This window comes from Photobacterium sp. GB-36, assembly GCF_003026135.1.
Taxonomy (GTDB): Bacteria; Pseudomonadota; Gammaproteobacteria; order Enterobacterales; family Vibrionaceae; genus Photobacterium.
Window position 1 is genome coordinate 163,866 of record NZ_PYNY01000004.1, and the last position, 17,734, is coordinate 181,599.

16 protein-coding genes are annotated in these 17,734 nt (G+C 37.4%); 6 read left to right on the forward strand and 10 right to left on the reverse strand.

Translation table 11 applies throughout. From position 1 onward, the window contains the following. Window positions 1-107: 107 nt before the first annotated feature. A complete protein-coding gene (locus C9J46_RS05455) occupies window positions 108-1,571 on the forward strand; it encodes a YadA-like family protein (protein WP_158259300.1) in 1,464 nt (487 codons plus the stop codon). A gap of 97 nt (window positions 1,572-1,668) precedes the next feature. Here the strand turns inward: C9J46_RS05455 and C9J46_RS05460 are convergent, their stop codons facing one another. The 6 genes from C9J46_RS05460 to C9J46_RS05485 all read right to left on the reverse strand — a co-directional run bounded on the left by C9J46_RS05460 (window position 1,669) and on the right by C9J46_RS05485 (window position 6,656). Beyond that, window positions 1,669-2,016, reverse strand: coding sequence for a hypothetical protein (locus C9J46_RS05460; RefSeq protein WP_233217695.1), 348 nt, complete (start codon window positions 2,014-2,016; stop codon window positions 1,669-1,671). 411 nt (window positions 2,017-2,427) lie between these two features. After that, window positions 2,428-3,312 (reverse strand): phytanoyl-CoA dioxygenase family protein, encoded by an 885-nt coding sequence (locus C9J46_RS05465; RefSeq protein WP_107290640.1) that lies wholly within the window; start codon window positions 3,310-3,312, stop codon window positions 2,428-2,430. After that, window positions 3,272-4,537, reverse strand: coding sequence for a glycosyltransferase (locus C9J46_RS05470; RefSeq protein WP_107261926.1), 1,266 nt, complete (start codon window positions 4,535-4,537; stop codon window positions 3,272-3,274). The genes C9J46_RS05465 and C9J46_RS05470 overlap by 41 nt, the downstream gene beginning before the upstream one ends. Then, window positions 4,534-5,229: an acyltransferase gene (locus tag C9J46_RS05475; RefSeq protein ID WP_107206792.1), complete on the reverse strand. Its 696-nt coding sequence runs from the start codon at window positions 5,227-5,229 to the stop codon at window positions 4,534-4,536. The genes C9J46_RS05470 and C9J46_RS05475 overlap by 4 nt, the downstream gene beginning before the upstream one ends. 33 nt (window positions 5,230-5,262) lie before the next feature. After that, entirely contained in the window at window positions 5,263-6,318 is a 1,056-nt protein-coding gene (locus tag C9J46_RS05480) for a glycosyltransferase family 4 protein (protein WP_233217697.1), read from the reverse strand. A gap of 131 nt (window positions 6,319-6,449) precedes the next feature. Next, on the reverse strand, window positions 6,450-6,656 hold the full coding sequence (locus C9J46_RS05485; protein ID WP_045083072.1) for a DUF3283 family protein: 207 nt from the start codon (window positions 6,654-6,656) through the stop codon (window positions 6,450-6,452). Window positions 6,657-6,950: 294 nt separating this feature from the next. Between C9J46_RS05485 and deoD the strand changes: the two genes are divergently transcribed. Next, window positions 6,951-7,661 (forward strand): purine-nucleoside phosphorylase, encoded by a 711-nt coding sequence (gene deoD / locus C9J46_RS05490; RefSeq protein WP_107206794.1) that lies wholly within the window; start codon window positions 6,951-6,953, stop codon window positions 7,659-7,661. Window positions 7,662-7,960: 299 nt separating this feature from the next. Beyond that, entirely contained in the window at window positions 7,961-9,451 is a 1,491-nt protein-coding gene (locus C9J46_RS05495; RefSeq protein WP_107290642.1) for a lactate dehydrogenase, read from the forward strand. Between the two features lie 100 nt (window positions 9,452-9,551). On the opposite strand, the gene C9J46_RS05500 is transcribed toward C9J46_RS05495, so the two are convergent. Both C9J46_RS05500 and C9J46_RS05505 read right to left on the reverse strand, forming a co-directional pair. Next, window positions 9,552-9,899, reverse strand: coding sequence for a RidA family protein (locus tag C9J46_RS05500; RefSeq protein WP_005366374.1), 348 nt, complete (start codon window positions 9,897-9,899; stop codon window positions 9,552-9,554). A gap of 121 nt (window positions 9,900-10,020) precedes the next feature. Then, window positions 10,021-11,295 carry an NAD(P)/FAD-dependent oxidoreductase gene (locus C9J46_RS05505; protein ID WP_369917484.1) on the reverse strand — a complete coding sequence of 425 codons (1,275 nt, stop codon included), beginning with the start codon at window positions 11,293-11,295 and terminating at the stop codon, window positions 10,021-10,023. Window positions 11,296-11,485: 190 nt separating this feature from the next. Here C9J46_RS05505 and C9J46_RS05510 point away from each other — a divergent pair, with 190 nt between their 5' ends. Further along, window positions 11,486-12,520 carry a PotD/PotF family extracellular solute-binding protein gene (locus tag C9J46_RS05510; RefSeq protein ID WP_107206798.1) on the forward strand — a complete coding sequence of 345 codons (1,035 nt, stop codon included), beginning with the start codon at window positions 11,486-11,488 and terminating at the stop codon, window positions 12,518-12,520. A gap of 571 nt (window positions 12,521-13,091) precedes the next feature. Next, entirely contained in the window at window positions 13,092-14,693 is a 1,602-nt protein-coding gene (locus tag C9J46_RS05515; RefSeq protein WP_107261305.1) for a bifunctional aspartate transaminase/aspartate 4-decarboxylase, read from the forward strand. Window positions 14,694-14,745: 52 nt separating this feature from the next. Here C9J46_RS05515 and C9J46_RS05520 read toward each other — a convergent pair whose 3' ends face one another. Together C9J46_RS05520 and C9J46_RS05525 are read right to left on the reverse strand one after the other, a co-directional pair. Beyond that, entirely contained in the window at window positions 14,746-15,786 is a 1,041-nt protein-coding gene (locus C9J46_RS05520; protein WP_107261308.1) for an arginase family protein, read from the reverse strand. Between the two features lie 34 nt (window positions 15,787-15,820). Next, window positions 15,821-16,603: an IclR family transcriptional regulator gene (locus tag C9J46_RS05525; protein ID WP_107207331.1), complete on the reverse strand. Its 783-nt coding sequence runs from the start codon at window positions 16,601-16,603 to the stop codon at window positions 15,821-15,823. A gap of 366 nt (window positions 16,604-16,969) precedes the next feature. Here C9J46_RS05525 and C9J46_RS05530 point away from each other — a divergent pair, with 366 nt between their 5' ends. Continuing rightward, window positions 16,970-17,692 (forward strand): YebC/PmpR family DNA-binding transcriptional regulator, encoded by a 723-nt coding sequence (locus C9J46_RS05530; RefSeq protein ID WP_005366395.1) that lies wholly within the window; start codon window positions 16,970-16,972, stop codon window positions 17,690-17,692. Window positions 17,693-17,734: the final 42 nt, after the last annotated feature.

Genomic DNA, 17,734 nt, shown 5'->3' on the forward strand with positions numbered 1-17,734 from the left:
CAAGCATATACCACTATTAATGATTTCTATTTTTGCATCGCGAAATGTTTACCTGGCATTTTATTGACTATACTGTTCAGTAAATGATCACTAATAGGTTAAAAATAATGAATAGTCAAATGAAACAGCTACTCTACTCGATACCGCTATTTGTAGCGTATAATGTACATGCAGTAACTACGGAGAATAACTCTTTAGCTCAACCACAGTCTGTCTCGCAACCTAGTGTACAAGAGGATGCTACAAGTACATCAGGTAGTAATGTTATTATAAATAAGACAGAATCACAGCTACCAAATGATCAATATAATAATACTGTTGTTGGCTCATCCCCTGTTATTACAGGTTCACATAACGTTGGACTTGGCACTAATGTCAACGTTGGTAATTATTCTCTTGCTGTTGGCGATTACAGTCACGCTAAAGATAATTCAGAGTCTATTGGTACTAGCACGAACTCACTTAATAATGGCGTTGCTATTGGTACTCAGGCTTATGCTAATGATGGGCTTGCTATCGGTACTAAGGCGTATGCGACAAATAACAGTATTGCTATTGGTAATAACAGCAAAGCAGAAGAAAAGAATACGGTGAGCTTTGGTGGTGAAGTCGTCAACCGAAAAATCGTTAACGGGAAAATACAAGTAACAGATACAGATCTAACGCGTCGTCTTACTAATGTTAGCGCAGGTATTAATGCTACTGACGCAGTCAATGTTAGCCAATTAACTAAGGCAAAGGATGCCTTACAAGGTGAAATAAGCCACAATAGTGAAAATATTAGCAATAACACTAATAACATTAAAAACAATACCAGTGATATAAAAAACAATGCTGGTGATATAAAAAACAATACGGCTAATATCCACCAAAACACACAAGCTATTGATGTTAATAAAAATTCAATTGCCAATAATGAGACGAATATTCGTTCAAATACGCAATCAATTACAAATAACAAAACGAGCATTAGTAATAATGCCAATAATATCACTAACAATAGCCAAGCCATTACGACCAATAAAACGGAAATAGCAGATAACAGCAGTGGCATAAAACAAAATACTGTCGGTGTTAACAACAACAAAATAGCTATAGGTAACAATAGCCAAAACATTACAACAAACAGTACAGAAATTCATACAAATGCAAATAATATTAGTCAGTTACATCAAGAGTCTGTGAACTACACCAACAGCCATGTGCTCGAATATTACAACCGTTCGAAACAGTATACGGATGAAAAGTCGCAGCAAACATTGCAGAGTGCTAATAACTATACAGATCAACGTATAAATCAACTCTCAAATACTTTTAATGAGAAATTAGAAGGTTTACAACATAGAGAAGATGCGGGAGTTGCATCTGCTATGGCAATGGCAGCTATCACAGTTAAACCAAACCGCAAATATAATATTGGTATGGGACTTGGTTACTATGGCGATCAAGATGCTATTGCATTAGCCGCTAAAATTAATACCTCGCCTGATACTATTATGACGTTAGATACATCATATAACTCTAATCATAATGTGGGCGTTGCTGCTGGTATGACATTTGGTTTTAACTAATTGAAGAAATTACCTTATCACAAACTTAGTTAATCAAATGCTACAGATAAAAAAAAACCGACATTCGTGTCGGTTTTTTTATAAATTTTCTAAAAAATCACTTCAGACGTTCAATAACCCATGGCATTAATTGGTCATAGGCATACCAGCAACCCGCCGCAATAATTGCAGTCCAAATCAATCGCGATACCCATTTAGAGCGCTGCATATGACGAGAAGGATCAGGCTCACCACAGTGAGGACAAAAATGTGCACGACGAGACACAATACCTTCACAAGCAGGACAATCCGTTAAACGTTTAGATCTCGTTGCTACCCCTGCTTGACTCGATGATTTTGCAGTTAACGACGACTTTTTTGTAGATTGAGATCGCTGCTCTGCACGCATTGAAAGCATAACATCACCGTTATCATCATCTACTGCCGAAAAATCTGTTGTTTTCACGTTGTTCACCATTAAATCAATTACTACGATAATGATACTAAATAACTATCCAATAAGCATTCTTACTCGATAGATAATGTTCTAAGTTTCATTTTATCGTCATATATAATGTTTTTTTGTAATTAATGTGTTGTTTAATATCGATTAATTGTGATATTTGTATAACTGAATTCATTACTATTCGACAATATCCATACATACTTGCAATACTGTAACCACACCTTTACTACCCTATAACCAAGAAGAATAGGTAAATACAGCAACTACTCGTTTCATTGATTACTGATCGTATTTTCATCAATATAATGGACTATAATATGAAAAAATCGCTTATCAAAACAACGTTATTTGTTATTTAAGCATTATTTAATAACAAAAATAATCGAAAGAGATGACTCACCACCATTAACTCTATCTACCAAAGAATCTCGCTTTGATTTTCTCGAACAAAAAGTGCGCTTCGTTCAAAGAACGCACTGCTATATTCAACGGCTTAGTTAAGCTCAAAAAATGCTGTATATCCGGAATATCATTGCAAGGTTGCCGAGAACAGCCAAGGAAAGCCAATTGCTGATGATTTAGTCCCGATAAAAAGCTTGATTCTATCAACAAACGTTGAAAGCGCCCCCACTGCGTGAAATTATTTGACAACACCACAGAAGGAGAAAAAAAGTGATAAAACAGCGCATTTCTTGCTGTCAAATTTGGATAACTTTGTTGATGTAAACACTCTGGATCAAACAAAAAGAGCGTTCCAGCCTTACCAATTACTCTTTTTAATTCATAATCTTCAGTTTTTTGATGGTGCAACTCCCCTACTTGCCCCTGATACTGATGCCGATGAGAACCAGCAACAAACGCAAATGCTCCTGACTCTACATCATCAAGATAACAAGCTAATTTTAATGATCTTGGAATAGACTTAGATTGATAATATTCAGTGCAATACCATTCATCACGATGTAGTGGATGAAAATTGTCTTTAAACGGAAGACTTTGCCAGCCTTTCGCTTCTTGCAAACAAACATCTTTCCCTAAATATTCAACAATAAGACTATTAATTAATGGCATTAAGGGCAGTTGGCAAAAATGAGAATCTAATGTTAATAGTTGTTCGACCATTAATCGTTTTCTATCCGTTTGCGCATACCCTGTCCATGAGTTAAAAGCAGGGCGCTCCAATTGAGATTGAAAGATCCTTTGCATTTTAACTAATTCATCTTTTGTAATACATTCCGGTAGTACAACAGCACCGTTATGTTTTAACTCGCTCAGTAAAGCTAGAAGTTGTGACATCTGTTAATACCTGAATAAAGTCAGACGCTAATTTTTCACAACCATACTGGTAGTAAAAATCAGAAGACGGTTTTTTTACGCTTAATTTATTACGCTCAAACAATTGATATAAATGTCTTAGTTGATCTAAATAGATCGCTGGCTCTTCTATTGACACTTCATAAAGTTGTGTGGCGTGTCGTCTTAAAAAATCTGATGTTTCACCATCGGGTAATTCGGCTAAAATCGGCTTGCCACTTGCCACATAATCTATCGCTTTAGTCGCTAAATGCGTATCCGCTTTACCTTTATCTGGTTTACCTTTTTGAATAAATAACACATCACATTGCGATAAAATATCGTGTAACTTTTCTTTTGGTTGAGCACCTATCATTACAACCTTATCGGTTAATTTATACTCGCGTATCAACTGCATCATTTCATCTTGAACATCACCTACATTGATAAGGCGAATAGGAAAATCACACTGTGCTAATTGCTTAAATAGGCCTTTTGCGCTGCGCCTAAAACCATCCCATGTCCCGCTATAACCAAGGGTCAACACCTTATGATTATCGGAAACATGATCAAGGATTTGATCATAACTATTAGGGATATAACGAACACTATGTTGGGGGTATAAAGATTGATAAGTGTGATAATCAGCCATCGACGTCACTATTAAAGCACTCGCTTGCTGCATTATTTTTTGTTCAGATTTAACGTCATTTTCATCGGAAAAATAACTCGCTTGCGACCACGCATCACGAAAATCTAACACCAAAGGAACATTGAGCCATTTTGAGAGCAGCCTACCAATTAAAGCGCTACTAAAAGGAGGGCAAGAAACAACAATCACATCCGGTTTAATCGATTTACTTTTTTGCCATGCTTTATAAAGAGCAGGGAATATCCAGCCCCAATGCATATCAATCAACCAATACTTTTTAGCAATATCACCATCTCTTTCTGGTGAGCGCCAATGTCTTAAACGATAACATTGTTTGTGAATAATTGTTGGCCATTTCCAACACCAATCAATATTCCATGAAGATACAGGAACGATATCTGCGAGAAGTTCTATCTTATTTTTATTATCAACATTAGCAAACCGATGATCTCGGGCTTCACGAAAGACCACCACTCGATGTCCTAAACGCGTTAAAGACTCACTAAATCGTCGACTTCTGTTTGCACCAACATTTAATAACGGTGGGGAAAAGTAACTAAAATAAAATATATTCATTCATTCCCCCTTAACATCCTAATGACTTTGCCAGGATTACCTGCAAACAATACATTTGGCGGCACATCTTTAGTGACGACACATCCAGAAGCAACAACTGAGCCACGTCCAATAGTGACAGGCTTTACAATATTGACACCAGTACAGATCCATACATCGTCTTCAATCACTAAATCAGCCATTACTGGCGGTTCATACCTGTCTAAACCCGGGCTATGACCGCTATGAGCATTAATGCTCGTTCTTCCTGCAATCATAACGTTATCGCCGATAAGTACTTTCCTTCCAACTGAAATTCCGGTTTGCCAACCAATATAGCAATTTTCACCTATTCTTATTTCGCAACAACCACTATCAGGATGGCCGTGAATACTCAGGGCTCCGTTTAGACAAGTATTATTACCAATATAAATTTTTATCGGCCCTTGAATTAAAGGGAAGCCATTTTCTAAACTCAACCCAGGGCTGTAATGTTCTAACCGTGCCTGTAACATAGGAAGATATAGAAAAATGTTCAATAAGCGTTGGAAAGTGAAACTCGCTAATCGATAAAGAACATAAATAGGCCGATATATCCATGCTAAATCAGGCAGTTGACCATAAACGAACCATTTTGAAACTCGGTATAACAATCGGCTTAATGGCGTGTTTTGTTGTTTGATATAAGCACGAATTCGATGCGTTATTAACATTAATCACCACCTTTACGACTTATTTAAAGCACTTTATTGTCCAATCAAAGATGAATACAATGCGTGAGTTTGGGCGATTTGTATTGCGATATCATATTTTTGTTCTACCTTTCTTCTCGCAGCTAAACCAACACATTCAAGCAATTTATTTTGGCTATAAAGAAACTGAAGCAATTTTTGTACCTGATCTCTTTGTTCAAAACACACATACCAACCCTGCTGTTTATCGGTAAAAATCTCGGCAAGCCCACCGATAGGTTCAGCGATAACTGGTCGCCCTACTGCCATTGCTTCAACGGCGACATATCCGAAAGCTTCCTGCCAACAAGATGGCATTAATACAATATGTGCGTGTTGTAAATCCTGCTCAATTTTTGCTGAACGCCCATGGTAATAAATCGAATTTTCTCGATAGGCTGTGAGCTTCACCTGCTCAGACAGTTCTCCATCCCCATAAATATCTAATTGTGCAATCGTTGCTAATTCTGGTTGAGAAAAGAGATCTAATAAGTAGTGGATTCCTTTTTCTGCACTCAAACTTCCGATATAAAAACAACGTAATTTATTCGTAATTGGCGGTAATTTTTTATAGTTAAATCGCGATAAATTTATACCATTATTAATCAGCACTATTTTTTCAGAGGGCATAAACGCTTCTAACCATCGCTGAATAAAAGGTGAAATCGCACAAAGACGAGTAATTGGCATACCAAGAACCCATTGCTTCCATCGACGCCATCCTGTTATCTCAACGTGTTTTGGTGGTGAATTATGCATGGTAAGCACAACTTTCGAACAAAAAATGCGGGCAATAAATGTATAAAGGTGACCAATACCATAAAAATGGAAATGGATAAGATGAGGACGATAACGTAGTAGTAAAGCAAATAATTGGGCGGAATTTGCAAAAGCGGAATAGGTATAGTTTTTTGATTTTAAGACAGAATAAGCGTCATCTGAAATAGATCGTGCGAATAAAATGAAGTGTTTGTTTGAATCCGGTAGCTGAATTAAAAAATCCAAAAAACTACTACCTTTTTTTACATCAATATCACAAATTAAGACTATGTTTTTCATCTTTTGTCTCACGATAAAAAGGTAGTCTTTAAAGCATATCTGAGAATATATTATTCTTTTCTTAAAAAGGAGAATTTTCGCGAAAGGTAAACAAACGGCTACCATTGCAGTAGCCAAATTCCGATAAAAGTAATGCTGAACCGTTAATTAACACCCATTTGATGTTTATATTTGGTCACTGATTTCTCACAGAAATCTCGCTCATCATCATCGTCAATATTGTTAATAAGTTCAGCAAATGCCTCATAGCCAACCTTACCGTTTTTTACTTTCCATACGGTATAAGCTGCCTGCTTATCTAATTCAATACGTGTTCTTTCACCATCAGACAGTAACGTAAGGTTATACATCAATTATGCTCGCTTTAATTATATTGATTCATTTTACCTAAAAACAAAAGTGATCAAAATAGCCATGCATCATAATCATTTGGGTTTTCTTACGGCAAAATTTGCGTAATCAACTATCAAAAAAGAAGTCCACCCTCTCTTTTTCAACAGAATTAGTAAACAACTTACTATTTTATCTAAAACAGCCTAAATTATGTGATATTGATCGCGAGAATAATCATCCTGCTCTCATAAACTGCTTCCATTGAAACGCAACAATAACCTTTGTTAATTATTAAAATCTAGGAGCAATATATGGCTACCCCACATATTAACGCAGAGCTTGGCGATTTTGCAGAAACAGTACTAATGCCTGGTGATCCTCTACGTGCTCAGTATATTGCTGAAACTTACCTAGATGATGTTAAGCGTGTTTGTGATGTACGTAGTATGTATGGCTACACTGGTACCTATAAAGGTCAACGTATTTCAGTTATGGGGCATGGTATGGGTATCCCTTCATGCTCTATTTATGTCCACGAATTAATTAAAGACTTTGGTGTTAAAAATATTATCCGTATTGGTAGCTGTGGCGCTGTCCATGATGATGTAAAACTGATGGATGTGATCATCGGTATGGGCGCCTCAACAGATTCGAAAGTTAACCGTATTCGCTTCTCAGATCATGACTTTGCAGCAATTGCGGATTATCACTTATTAGAAACTGCTGTCAATCAAGCACGAGCACAGAAAGTACCTGTTCGTGTCGGTAATGTTTTCTCTGCTGATTTATTCTACAGTCCAGAAAGCGATCTTTTCGATAAAATGGAAAAGCTCGGTATCCTTGGCGTAGATATGGAGGCCGCTGGTATTTACGGCGTTGCTGCAGAGTTAGGTGCAAAAGCACTGACTATTTTAACGGTTTCTGATCATATCAAACGTGGTGAAAAGCTCAGTGCAGAAGATCGTCAAACGTCATTTAATGAAATGATGAATATCGCACTAGAAACAGCAATTTCGTTATAAATACTCCATAAGCGGGAGGCATTCTTCCCCGATATGTTGACCGCTTATTTCTATACAAAGATAAAAACTAAAGGGATGTTAGTTTAATCAATACCTTCAATTAATAGAAACCAGCTCGATAATGTAAAATGTGGCGTCTTACACAATCATAGGTAACATATTATTGAAACGTATTGTTCTCTGACAGTGCTGAGTACTATTTACTCAGCCCCTTCTCACAAATCCCACGCCTGCTTAGTAACAACCTTGATAATATATTTATACTCATTGTTAAGACCCCTCAAAAATAAGGTTTGATTATGTCGACATCTCTTACAACAGCAAACCCCATTGAGCAGTTACCTTTGGCTTTTAATGGCCATCAGTTTAATCACTGTAAGACATTGAGTTGTAAGAACTTTGGTTCACATAATCCAAATGACTATGTGCTACAACAGGCAAACAAAAATCGTCCGATATTGGTATGCCGTGAATGTGGTGCTTTTCCTCCTTTATTGAATAACCAAGATATTGTAGAAGAAGCGCTACGTTACCAAACCCAACAAAGCGGCGATCTTCCTAAATGCACAAATAACGCCTGTGAAAATAACGTGTTTTCAGCATTAACACATAGACATTTATATCACGCATTTGGCTTTAGTGGTGACAGGCAACGTTATCGTTGTAAAGCATGCGACCAAACATTTGTTGATCGTTGGTCTGGTAGTAATAATAAACATCTTATACAACAAAAACTCTTAGGGTTATTATTTACTGGTTATCCCGTGCGAGATATTTGTCGTCGCTTAGAGATAAATCCAAAAACATTTTATGATCAATTAAACCACATCGCAGCAAGGTGTCGCCGCCAACTTGCTCTGTTTGATGAACGCTTGTTTAAGCACCAACATAAAGTACAACTGGCTTCCAATATAAAAGCGTTGCAAGAGAAAAGTATGAACGGTGTACTATGGGTTGCCAGTGCAGAAGCGCAGTCAGGGTATGTTGTTGCTCAGCATATTAATTATCAACAAGAAACCGTGGAATCAACACAAGAGCACCATGATGCTTATCAAGATAACGCTCGCTATATGGCGCTCTCTACACCACATCAAACGCTGACAGAAACATTTATCCCGCAAGGAATATTAGCGCGAGTAGATACAACCTATAGGAAAATTTTTAGTCGATCCAATATGGAAAATCCATTGACTGATGGCAGGCTCATTAATTACCCAACAAAAGGAACATTGATCCACCCTCAATACACCGTATATAGCCACTACCTTTATTTAAAGCAAATGTTCCAACATAGCGACTATCTTGCGGTTTTTATGCCTCAAGAAACACTACTTCGCTCTGCCTGTATTTCAGTTTTTATTGATCATATTAAAAAGAAACGAATTGATCCTGTTTATGTTCTTGAAGATGAACAATGGCTACACGGCGATAAACCTGAAAATGTCGATATTGTCCTACTAGGTTGGTGGCAAGATAGGTGGGCTTTTACTCATTTAGAGAACGCAAGTAAAGGGATCTGCCATCTTGGTGGAGAAACCTCAAAAGATAAACAATGGCTAGAACACGCAACATATCGTGCAATTTCAGCTTATCAAAACCGTTTTCAAGACCAATTTAGCCAGCTGATCAACGAACCAAGACGTAAACTTCGCCCAGCAGGATTAATACCCTTGCTTGATATTTATCGTGCTTGGCATAACCTTTGTCGCCAAGATAAATACAGATTAACTCCTGCGCAACGATTAGGGCTTGCCTCTTCACCAATAACATTAGAACAGTTACTGAGCTAGCAGTAGACATAAAAAAGGCTCAATATTGCCATCACTGATGCCATTTTATTGAGCCTAATTAGGATGTTTATAATCTAAAACGCCCTATCTTTATATAATCTTATTTTTCAGCTGCAACTACTGATATTTCAACCAATAAAGCATCACGTGCCATGCTCGCTTCCACACAAGCACGCGCAGGTGCATGACCTTCAGGAACCCAGTTATCCCATACTGCATTCATTTCTGCGAACATACTCATATCTTTAATATAAATCGTTGCAGAAAGCATATGCTCTTTATCACTTCCCGCTTGTAGTAATAACGCTTCAACTTTATCCAGCATTGTCTGTGTTTGCTCTGTAATATCTTTTGTTGCATCAGCACAAACTTGACCACACAGATAAATAGTTCCGTTATGTTTTACAATACGGCTCATTCGAGCACCCGTTTCCAAACGTTCAATCATGATATTTCCTGTTCACTAGAAAGTAAGAGGTCATTGTAACTTTTTTTGCATAAAAGTCGTCATAGTTCGGTAAGAAAATAAAATTATTTGCACATAATGCAGTTTACACCGTAAATTTCAGCTATTTTCCTAACGAATCTTCAATTCTCGCTTTCCAAATCGCCATTGCTAATGCTGGCTTGCGTAGCACTTCAGGTGTTGGGATCCAGCCATGCTTGATCTTAGCAAACACATCAAAACGCTCTGCTGTACCAGACATTGCTTCTGCTATGACTTTACCTGCAATATTGGTTAAACCAACGCCATGACCAGTGTATCCATGAGCAACATAAATATCATTCCCCAAGTGATCAATTTGAGGCATGTAAGAACGAGTGACCGCAAATAAGCCGCCCCAGTGGTACTCCATTTTCACATCTTTTAGCTGTGGGAATACCGTGATCATACGTTGACGTAGACGCTCCGCTGAATCACTGTATTCACCATTAAATGGGTGATTTACACCGCCAAATAAAATACGCCCATCAGGTGTCGGACGGTAATAATCAAGACTGTTATTTAAGTCTGACATTGCCATCATATTGGAAATAGGCTGACGATCACCTAATTGCTCTGTTACTGCAATATAAGAAGCAACGGGCAAAACGACACTTTGTGCTTTACGGTTTAACCCGTCTAAATATGCATTACACGCCAATAACACTTGTTTCGCTTTTACACGACCTTTTGGGGTATGAATAATATGTGGATTGCCTTTTTCAATTTTAGTCGCAGGGGTATTTTCAAATACCGAAGCACCTAATGACATTGCAGCACTGGCTAAACCTAAGGTGTAATTTAATGGGTGCATATGTGCGCTGTTTGAATCAAACAACCCACCAAGGTAACGATCGGTATGCGCTACTTGCTGAATTTGTTCGTTTTCCCACCAGCTTGCACTTGGGTAATCATAACGAGTCTGCTTTAAGTCATACCAAGATTTTAATTCTTCTTCTTGGCTCTTTTTCAATGCCAGCTCGATATAGCCTTGTTGAAAATCACAGTCGATGTTGAATGTTTCAATACGCTCGCGTGCAATATCAACCGCCTCACAAGAGAGATCCCATAATTGTTTTCCCCATTCAGGGCCATAGGTCTCATCGACTTCACGCAGCCCCAAACAGTAACCAACGAGACACTGCCCACCATTACGGCCAGATCCCCCCCATGCTAAACGCTGAGATTCAAGAACGACAACCGAAAAACCTTTCTGACGTAATTCGATGGCAGCATTCAAACCTGTCATACCCCCACCAATAATACACACATCAGCTTCTATCTGTTGTTCGAGTGCTGGTTGCTCAGGTAATGCATTAATTGTTGCTTGGTAATAACTATCAATATATTGACTACGCATGGACATTCCAATTGCCTATAGATAAGAACAGAGAAAAAATCGCGCGGATAATGTCACGCTATTAATGCAACAACAAGGGATTTATTACTGTGATAGTGGTCATATATCACGCCGATTAACTTTGACATGCTTAATGTTAACTCTATTATCCGCTACTCACTGACTTACCTGGTCATTTAGGGAAATAGAAATGAAAAAAGTTTTTAAAGGGGTGACAACACTAGCATTCGCACTTTCAGCATTTAATGTTTCGGCAAATGATGCTGTGCTTAATATTTACAACTGGGCTGAATATATGCCAACAGATGTAATTCAAGCATTTGAGAAAGAATACAATGTCACCGTCAACTATTCGACTTTCGATAATAACGAAGCGATGTATACCAAATTAAAACTGCTGGATAACAAAGGTTATGATGTGGTTTTTGCTTCAACCTATTTTATTGAAAAGATGGCGCGTGAAGGCATGTTAGCCAAAATAGACAAATCCAAAATGCATCACTTAAAAGATGTTTATCCTGGTTTGTTAGGCCAACAATTTGATCCTAAAAACGATTACTCACTTCCGTATGTTTGGGGTGTGACAGGGATCTCTTATAACTCAGATAGTATTAAAAACGATCAGGTAACGGGCTGGAATGATTTATGGAATACTGATTTCCAACGCCAAGTCATGCTATTAGACGATGTTCGTGATGTATTTGGTATGGCATTAAAAGCACAGGGCCATAGCATTAACAGCACAAACGAAGCTGAAATTAAACAAGCATACGAGAAACTGCGCGACTTACGTCCTAACGTTGTTGTCTATAACTCAGACGCACCACATGTCCCTTATGTGACGGGTGAAGCGATGCTCGGGATGCAATGGAACGGTAATGCTTATTTAGCAAAACAAGAAATGCCAGAGCTAAAATTTGTTTATCCTAAAGAAGGATCGATTCTGTGGATGGATAACTTTATTGTGCCAGAAGGCAGCGTAAATAAAGATTTAGCCTTTAAGTTTATTGATTTCTTTATGCGTCCAGAAAACCAAGCAAAATTGGTTGAAGAGCTCGGTTTCCCTGCGCCAAATAAGCAAGCAAAGTCATTCTTACCTAAAGAATTACAAAACGATCCGATGATCTTCCCAACAGATGAGGAAGTAAATAAAGGTGAGTTTACTAATGATGTTGGTAGTGCTGTCAATATTTACCAAAAATACTGGCAAATGCTGAAGAGCTAAAAATAGATAGAGAGCGATAACAGTGTTATTGCTCTCTATCTTAATTATAGACTCTATATAATAATTTCAATTCATGCCACTCAAAATTTTCACTTTAACGTTATTAACAATTATCAAGATTATTTATTTAAATATTAATAAAAAATAAAACACTTTCATATTATTTATTATTCACTGAATACAGTATAAAAATTATCTATCGCAATATTAATGATATTTAACTTCTTTTTTTTGTTGCTATATAACTTTAAACCTTAGGTGTAATTTAAATGAGCTATTTATTCAACATGAATTTATGAACGTAGTTACGGAGTAATTAAAAGCCTACGCATTAATTTCACTATCCTTATCAATATCTTTAGGTCTTGTAATTGACAAAAGAAAAATCCAATTAAACCTTAGCGTTAATTGCTGGTAGTCGCAGAGCCACCCCTGATTTTCCACTTTGATAGAAAAAGGTAATAGTGTTCCAATACACGTACTCACAGTCATCTGTGTATAACAAATATTTTGCTGGCTCTTTATAAGCCAGTTATTTCTAACTTTAACTAACTGATCAATAATATAAATTATGAATGCCTTAGATGAACAAAAACTCAGTCAACTGAGTCCTTTTGAAATTAAAAACACACTACTAACATTGGCTTCATCGCAATCCGACATTGCCCTAATAGACGCTGGTCGTGGCAATCCTAATTGGGTAGCAACCTTACCTCGTGAGGCTTTTTTTCAATTAGGGTTATTTGCACTGAGTGAAGCTAACTTAAAATTTAAAAATTATGATAACTTTGGCGGAACAGCAGATAAGCTTGGCATCTTCCAACGTTTACAACAATTTTGTTTTAAAACAGAAAATCAAAATAATCATGGGTTAACATTTTTACTCAATGCTATTGATTATCTTAAGACGAATCAAGCGATTAATCCTGACGAGATTGTATTTGAATGGACCAATGGGGTACTAGGTGATGATTACCCTGTTCCAGATAGAATGCTTAAACACGCAGAATGCATTATACAACAATATTTAAGTAGTGCGCTTTGCGATAATCAAAATACTTTGCCACAAAGCCCATTTGATTTATTTGCTGTTGAGGGCGGCACTGCGGCGATTGTTTATATCTTTAATACCTTAAAAAGTAATCGCTTATTATGTGCTGGTGATAGTATTGCGATTGCAACACCGATATTTACGCCTTATATAGAAATTCCGGATCTTGAAGACTATGCGCTAAACCGTATTGAGATTGAAGCTAGTGAGGATCTTATCTGGCAAATATCCGATACTGAATTAAATAAATTACTAGATCCAAACATTAGAGCGTTCTTTGTAACGAACCCTAGCAATCCACCCTCAGTAAAATTGAGTGATGAAACGCTAACTAAAATTGCAAATATTGTTAAACAACGTCCAGATCTTATTATTATCACTGATGATGTTTATGGCACGTTTGCCGATAACTTTACCTCACTGGCAATGATCGTTCCTCATAATACGATACTTGTTTATTCATTCTCTAAATATTTTGGTGCAACAGGATGGCGTTTAGGTGTTATCGGTATCCAACCTGATAATATTTTAGATGAGTTACTAAGAAAACAATCAAATGAAGTTAAACATACACTGTTTGAACGCTACAAAAATATTAATTTAGATCCAAATAGTATGAAGTTTATTGATCGCTTGGTCTCAGATAGTCGAGCAGTAGCTTTAAACCATACTGCTGGGCTATCAACACCGCAGCAAATTCAAATGTCACTTTTTGCTGTATTCTCACTCATGGACAATGAACAGCAGTACAAACAAGACGCTAAAAATATCATTCGCGACCGCTATCATCATTTAATGGAACATATGAAAGGTACACCAGTGGTTGCAGAAGATAATCCTAATGGCGTGTTTTATTATGTTGAGATTGATATAGCACGAATTGCTAATGAACTTTATGGTGAGAAATTCTTAACGTGGTTAACCAAAACGTACAACGCACTAGATTTTGTTGTACGACTCGCTCAAGAAAATGCGATCATCGTGATGCCAGGAGCTGGTTTTGATGCTCCTCAATGGTCCATTCGTATATCTCTCGCCAACTTAGATAATGAGAAATACGATACCTTAATGGATAACATTAATAATATGGTAATGAGCTATCACGATGAGTTTAATGGTTGACATACATCATTAATAATAAGCCACCATCTGTTATATATGGTGGCTTATTATACTATAAGCATCGAGATATAAGTTGAATCAACTTTGCCGCTAATTTCGCGGTTTGGTTAGCATAATCATATTCAGGATTGAGCTCAGCGATATCAACTAACTTTACTTTTCCGCTTGCCATAATATGTTTAATTGCCCATTCGACCATAGGTAAACCAACCCCCTGCATTTGGGTCATATTCACACCAGGTGCAATAGATGCAGAAAATACATCAAGCCCAATACTTAACTGTATAACGTCAACACTATCGATATATTTATCAATTTTGGTTTGTACTGCTTTTTTATTGCGTGATGTTATTTGGTTATCAAGCAACCACTCACACCCCAAATCTTCAGCCAATTTAAACATTGCTTGTGAATTAGCACGATCGCATATACCTAAACCAAGGTAATGAAAATCTCGGTGATGCTCCTTGCTATAACATAATGCAGAATGAAAAGCCGAACCAGAACGAACAGACAAGGTTGGTCGCAACTCAAAATGTGCATCAAAATTGATGATCCCAACACGCGCTTGGCAAGGCTGATAACTCATCGTTGGATCTTCTTGCGTCGCCGATAAAGCAACAACATTATCAGGTATCGATTTAGCTACTTGCCATTCGGTATGTATTTTTGCTTTATCATCGGCAAAATCAGATAACGCTTGATAACTTGCAATAGATATTTCATGACCGCCCCCTAACACTATAGGGAAATGCCCAGAATGGAGTAAACCATGTACAACTTGCGCTTGCTTATCACTTAATGATGAGAAATTTGTATCGTCATCAACCAGTTCTATATCGCCAGCATCATAAAAGGGCAGCTTTGAATGCGAATGTGTACTGGGAAGAATACGTCGAATACTTGCTGGTCCTTCCTTCGCCCCTTGTCGACCTCGATTCCAGCCAATACTAAGATCAGAAATAATGCCGAGTAAAACAATCCCTTGTTCTCGTTGATCAATATAAGGAGAAATTAACGTATGTGATCGATGTGGAATACGAGACTTAACATCATCAGTTTTAAATAATTTTTTTAAATGATCTACAAACATACGTTTATCTTCCTTTGATCAAAAACGTTGTAATTTAATGTTGTGGTGGTAAAGCGCGAGCAGCCTGTAAGACACACATAACAATTTTATTTTTACGGCTATTGATACGTTCAGCTGGTGCCATGACACTCACTGCGCCAGCCACTTTATTACCGATAAAAACGGGCGCACTCACACCAGAAACACCTTGGTCAATTTCAGACGTACTAATAGCAAAACCATCTTGTTTAATCAGATCAAGCTCTGTTAACCATGCGTCTAATTGCTCTTTCTCTGTGATCTCGTAATGCTTCAAAATACGTAATTGGCGAGAAAGGGGTAAATGCGCCAAAATAACTTTTGATGAAGCACCACGGATAAGAGGTTGGCTCTGCCCTTTTTCATAGCTACAACGTAAAGTGTATGGACTATCAATGCTATCGACACACAAAGCATTAAAGCCAACAGGCACCATGTATGCCGACATCTCACCCGTTTGTTGCTGCAAACGTTTCAATATCGGTCGAACACCATCTGGTAATGGTGAGTTAATCTGAAAATTACGTTGTAATTGCAATGCCGCAGGCCCGGCACTGTATGTATTCTGACCGTGATTTTCTTCGATTAAATTCCAATCTCTTAGTAATGCTAAGTAGCGGTATAAACTACTAATAGGCATATTCATTTCGACACTTAACTGCTGAGCTTGCAGAGGGAAAGGTGAAGCTGCAATGTGAATTAATACTTGCAACAGCTTTTCATTAGCACTGAGTGAATTTGTCACGGTGTTGGCTTCTTCTTTTTGTATGATAATTACTTTTAACCAATAAAAAACCATACTGCAAATTAAATTCTTACATGATGAGAATTATATAAAATAATACTCAATTAATTACCGCAATATAAGAAACCTAATATTAAACACTTTATATTTACTGAATTACTATCAAGAAACTTTCTTACCCTATGGGATTTATCGGTCTAATAAACATTTAAATAGCGTTTCAATTTGTTAATTAAAGATCAACGCATTATCACAGTAATAAAAAAGATGTAACTTTTCCGAGATCCTCACCGTCAATCAAGTGAGAAAAAAGACGCTTTTCTATGCTAAATAGCAGATCACGCTAGTAATAATAGGAGGGTTACTGGTAAAATCCTTGCAAAATTGACCGTCACACATAGTAAAAGAGAGTGATTCCTCATGGGAAGAAAGTTCGAAGTACGCAAATTGTCTATGGCAAAAACCCAAGGCGCTAAGATCAAAGTTTACTCAAAGTACGGTAAAGAGATCTACGTTTGTGCTAAGAACGGTAGCCCTGATCCAGATGCTAACCTAGCACTTCGCCGTCTTATTGAAAAAGCGAAGAAAGATCAGGTGCCAAGCCACGTTATCGAAAAAGCAATTGATAAGGCTAAAGGTGGCGGCGGTGAAGATTACTCAACAGCACGTTACGAAGGTTTTGGTCCTGGCAACTGCATGGTTATCGTTGACTGTCTAACTGACAACAACAACCGTACTTTCATGGACGTTCGCCAAGCATTCGTTAAAAACAATGCAAAAATTGGTAGCCCAGGTACTGTTGGCCACATGTTTGAACACCAAGCAGTATTTGAATTCAAAGGCACAGATGAAGAAGCTGTTCTTGAGAATCTAATGATGGAAGATGCTGATGTGACTGACATCACATGTGAAGATGGCGTGATCACTGTTTACGCTCCTCACACAGAATTCTTCAAAATTAAAAATGCACTTGCAGCAACAATGCCAGAAGTAACATTAGATGTTGAAGAAATTTCTTTCGTTCCACAGACAATGACTGAATTGGCTGGCGACGACATCGCAATGTTCGAGAAATTCCTTGATGCATTGAATGATTGTGATGACGTACAAAACGTTTACCACAATGCAGAAATGGCTGACTAATATTTAGTTTGCTGTTGATATAAAAAAGGTCACCTAATGGTG

What these genes read in the sequence shown, in the direction of transcription:
- C9J46_RS05510 (WP_107206798.1), top strand. Translation starts at nt 11,486, where the DNA reads ATGAAAAAAGTTTTTAAAGGGGTGACAACACTAGCATTCGCACTTTCA.
- deoD (WP_107206794.1), top strand. Translation starts at nt 6,951, where the DNA reads ATGGCTACCCCACATATTAACGCAGAGCTTGGCGATTTTGCAGAAACA.
- C9J46_RS05495 (WP_107290642.1), top strand. Translation starts at nt 7,961, where the DNA reads ATGTCGACATCTCTTACAACAGCAAACCCCATTGAGCAGTTACCTTTG.
- C9J46_RS05515 (WP_107261305.1), top strand. Translation starts at nt 13,092, where the DNA reads ATGAATGCCTTAGATGAACAAAAACTCAGTCAACTGAGTCCTTTTGAA.
- C9J46_RS05530 (WP_005366395.1), top strand. Translation starts at nt 16,970, where the DNA reads ATGGGAAGAAAGTTCGAAGTACGCAAATTGTCTATGGCAAAAACCCAA.
- C9J46_RS05485 (WP_045083072.1), bottom strand. Translation starts at nt 6,656, where the DNA reads ATGTATAACCTTACGTTACTGTCTGATGGTGAAAGAACACGTATTGAA.
- C9J46_RS05465 (WP_107290640.1), bottom strand. Translation starts at nt 3,312, where the DNA reads ATGTCACAACTTCTAGCTTTACTGAGCGAGTTAAAACATAACGGTGCT.
- C9J46_RS05475 (WP_107206792.1), bottom strand. Translation starts at nt 5,229, where the DNA reads ATGTTAATAACGCATCGAATTCGTGCTTATATCAAACAACAAAACACG.
- C9J46_RS05520 (WP_107261308.1), bottom strand. Translation starts at nt 15,786, where the DNA reads ATGTTTGTAGATCATTTAAAAAAATTATTTAAAACTGATGATGTTAAG.
- C9J46_RS05525 (WP_107207331.1), bottom strand. Translation starts at nt 16,603, where the DNA reads ATGGTTTTTTATTGGTTAAAAGTAATTATCATACAAAAAGAAGAAGCC.
- C9J46_RS05455 (WP_158259300.1), top strand. Translation starts at nt 108, where the DNA reads ATGAATAGTCAAATGAAACAGCTACTCTACTCGATACCGCTATTTGTA.
- C9J46_RS05470 (WP_107261926.1), bottom strand. Translation starts at nt 4,537, where the DNA reads ATGAATATATTTTATTTTAGTTACTTTTCCCCACCGTTATTAAATGTT.
- C9J46_RS05500 (WP_005366374.1), bottom strand. Translation starts at nt 9,899, where the DNA reads ATGATTGAACGTTTGGAAACGGGTGCTCGAATGAGCCGTATTGTAAAA.
- C9J46_RS05505 (WP_369917484.1), bottom strand. Translation starts at nt 11,295, where the DNA reads ATGCGTAGTCAATATATTGATAGTTATTACCAAGCAACAATTAATGCA.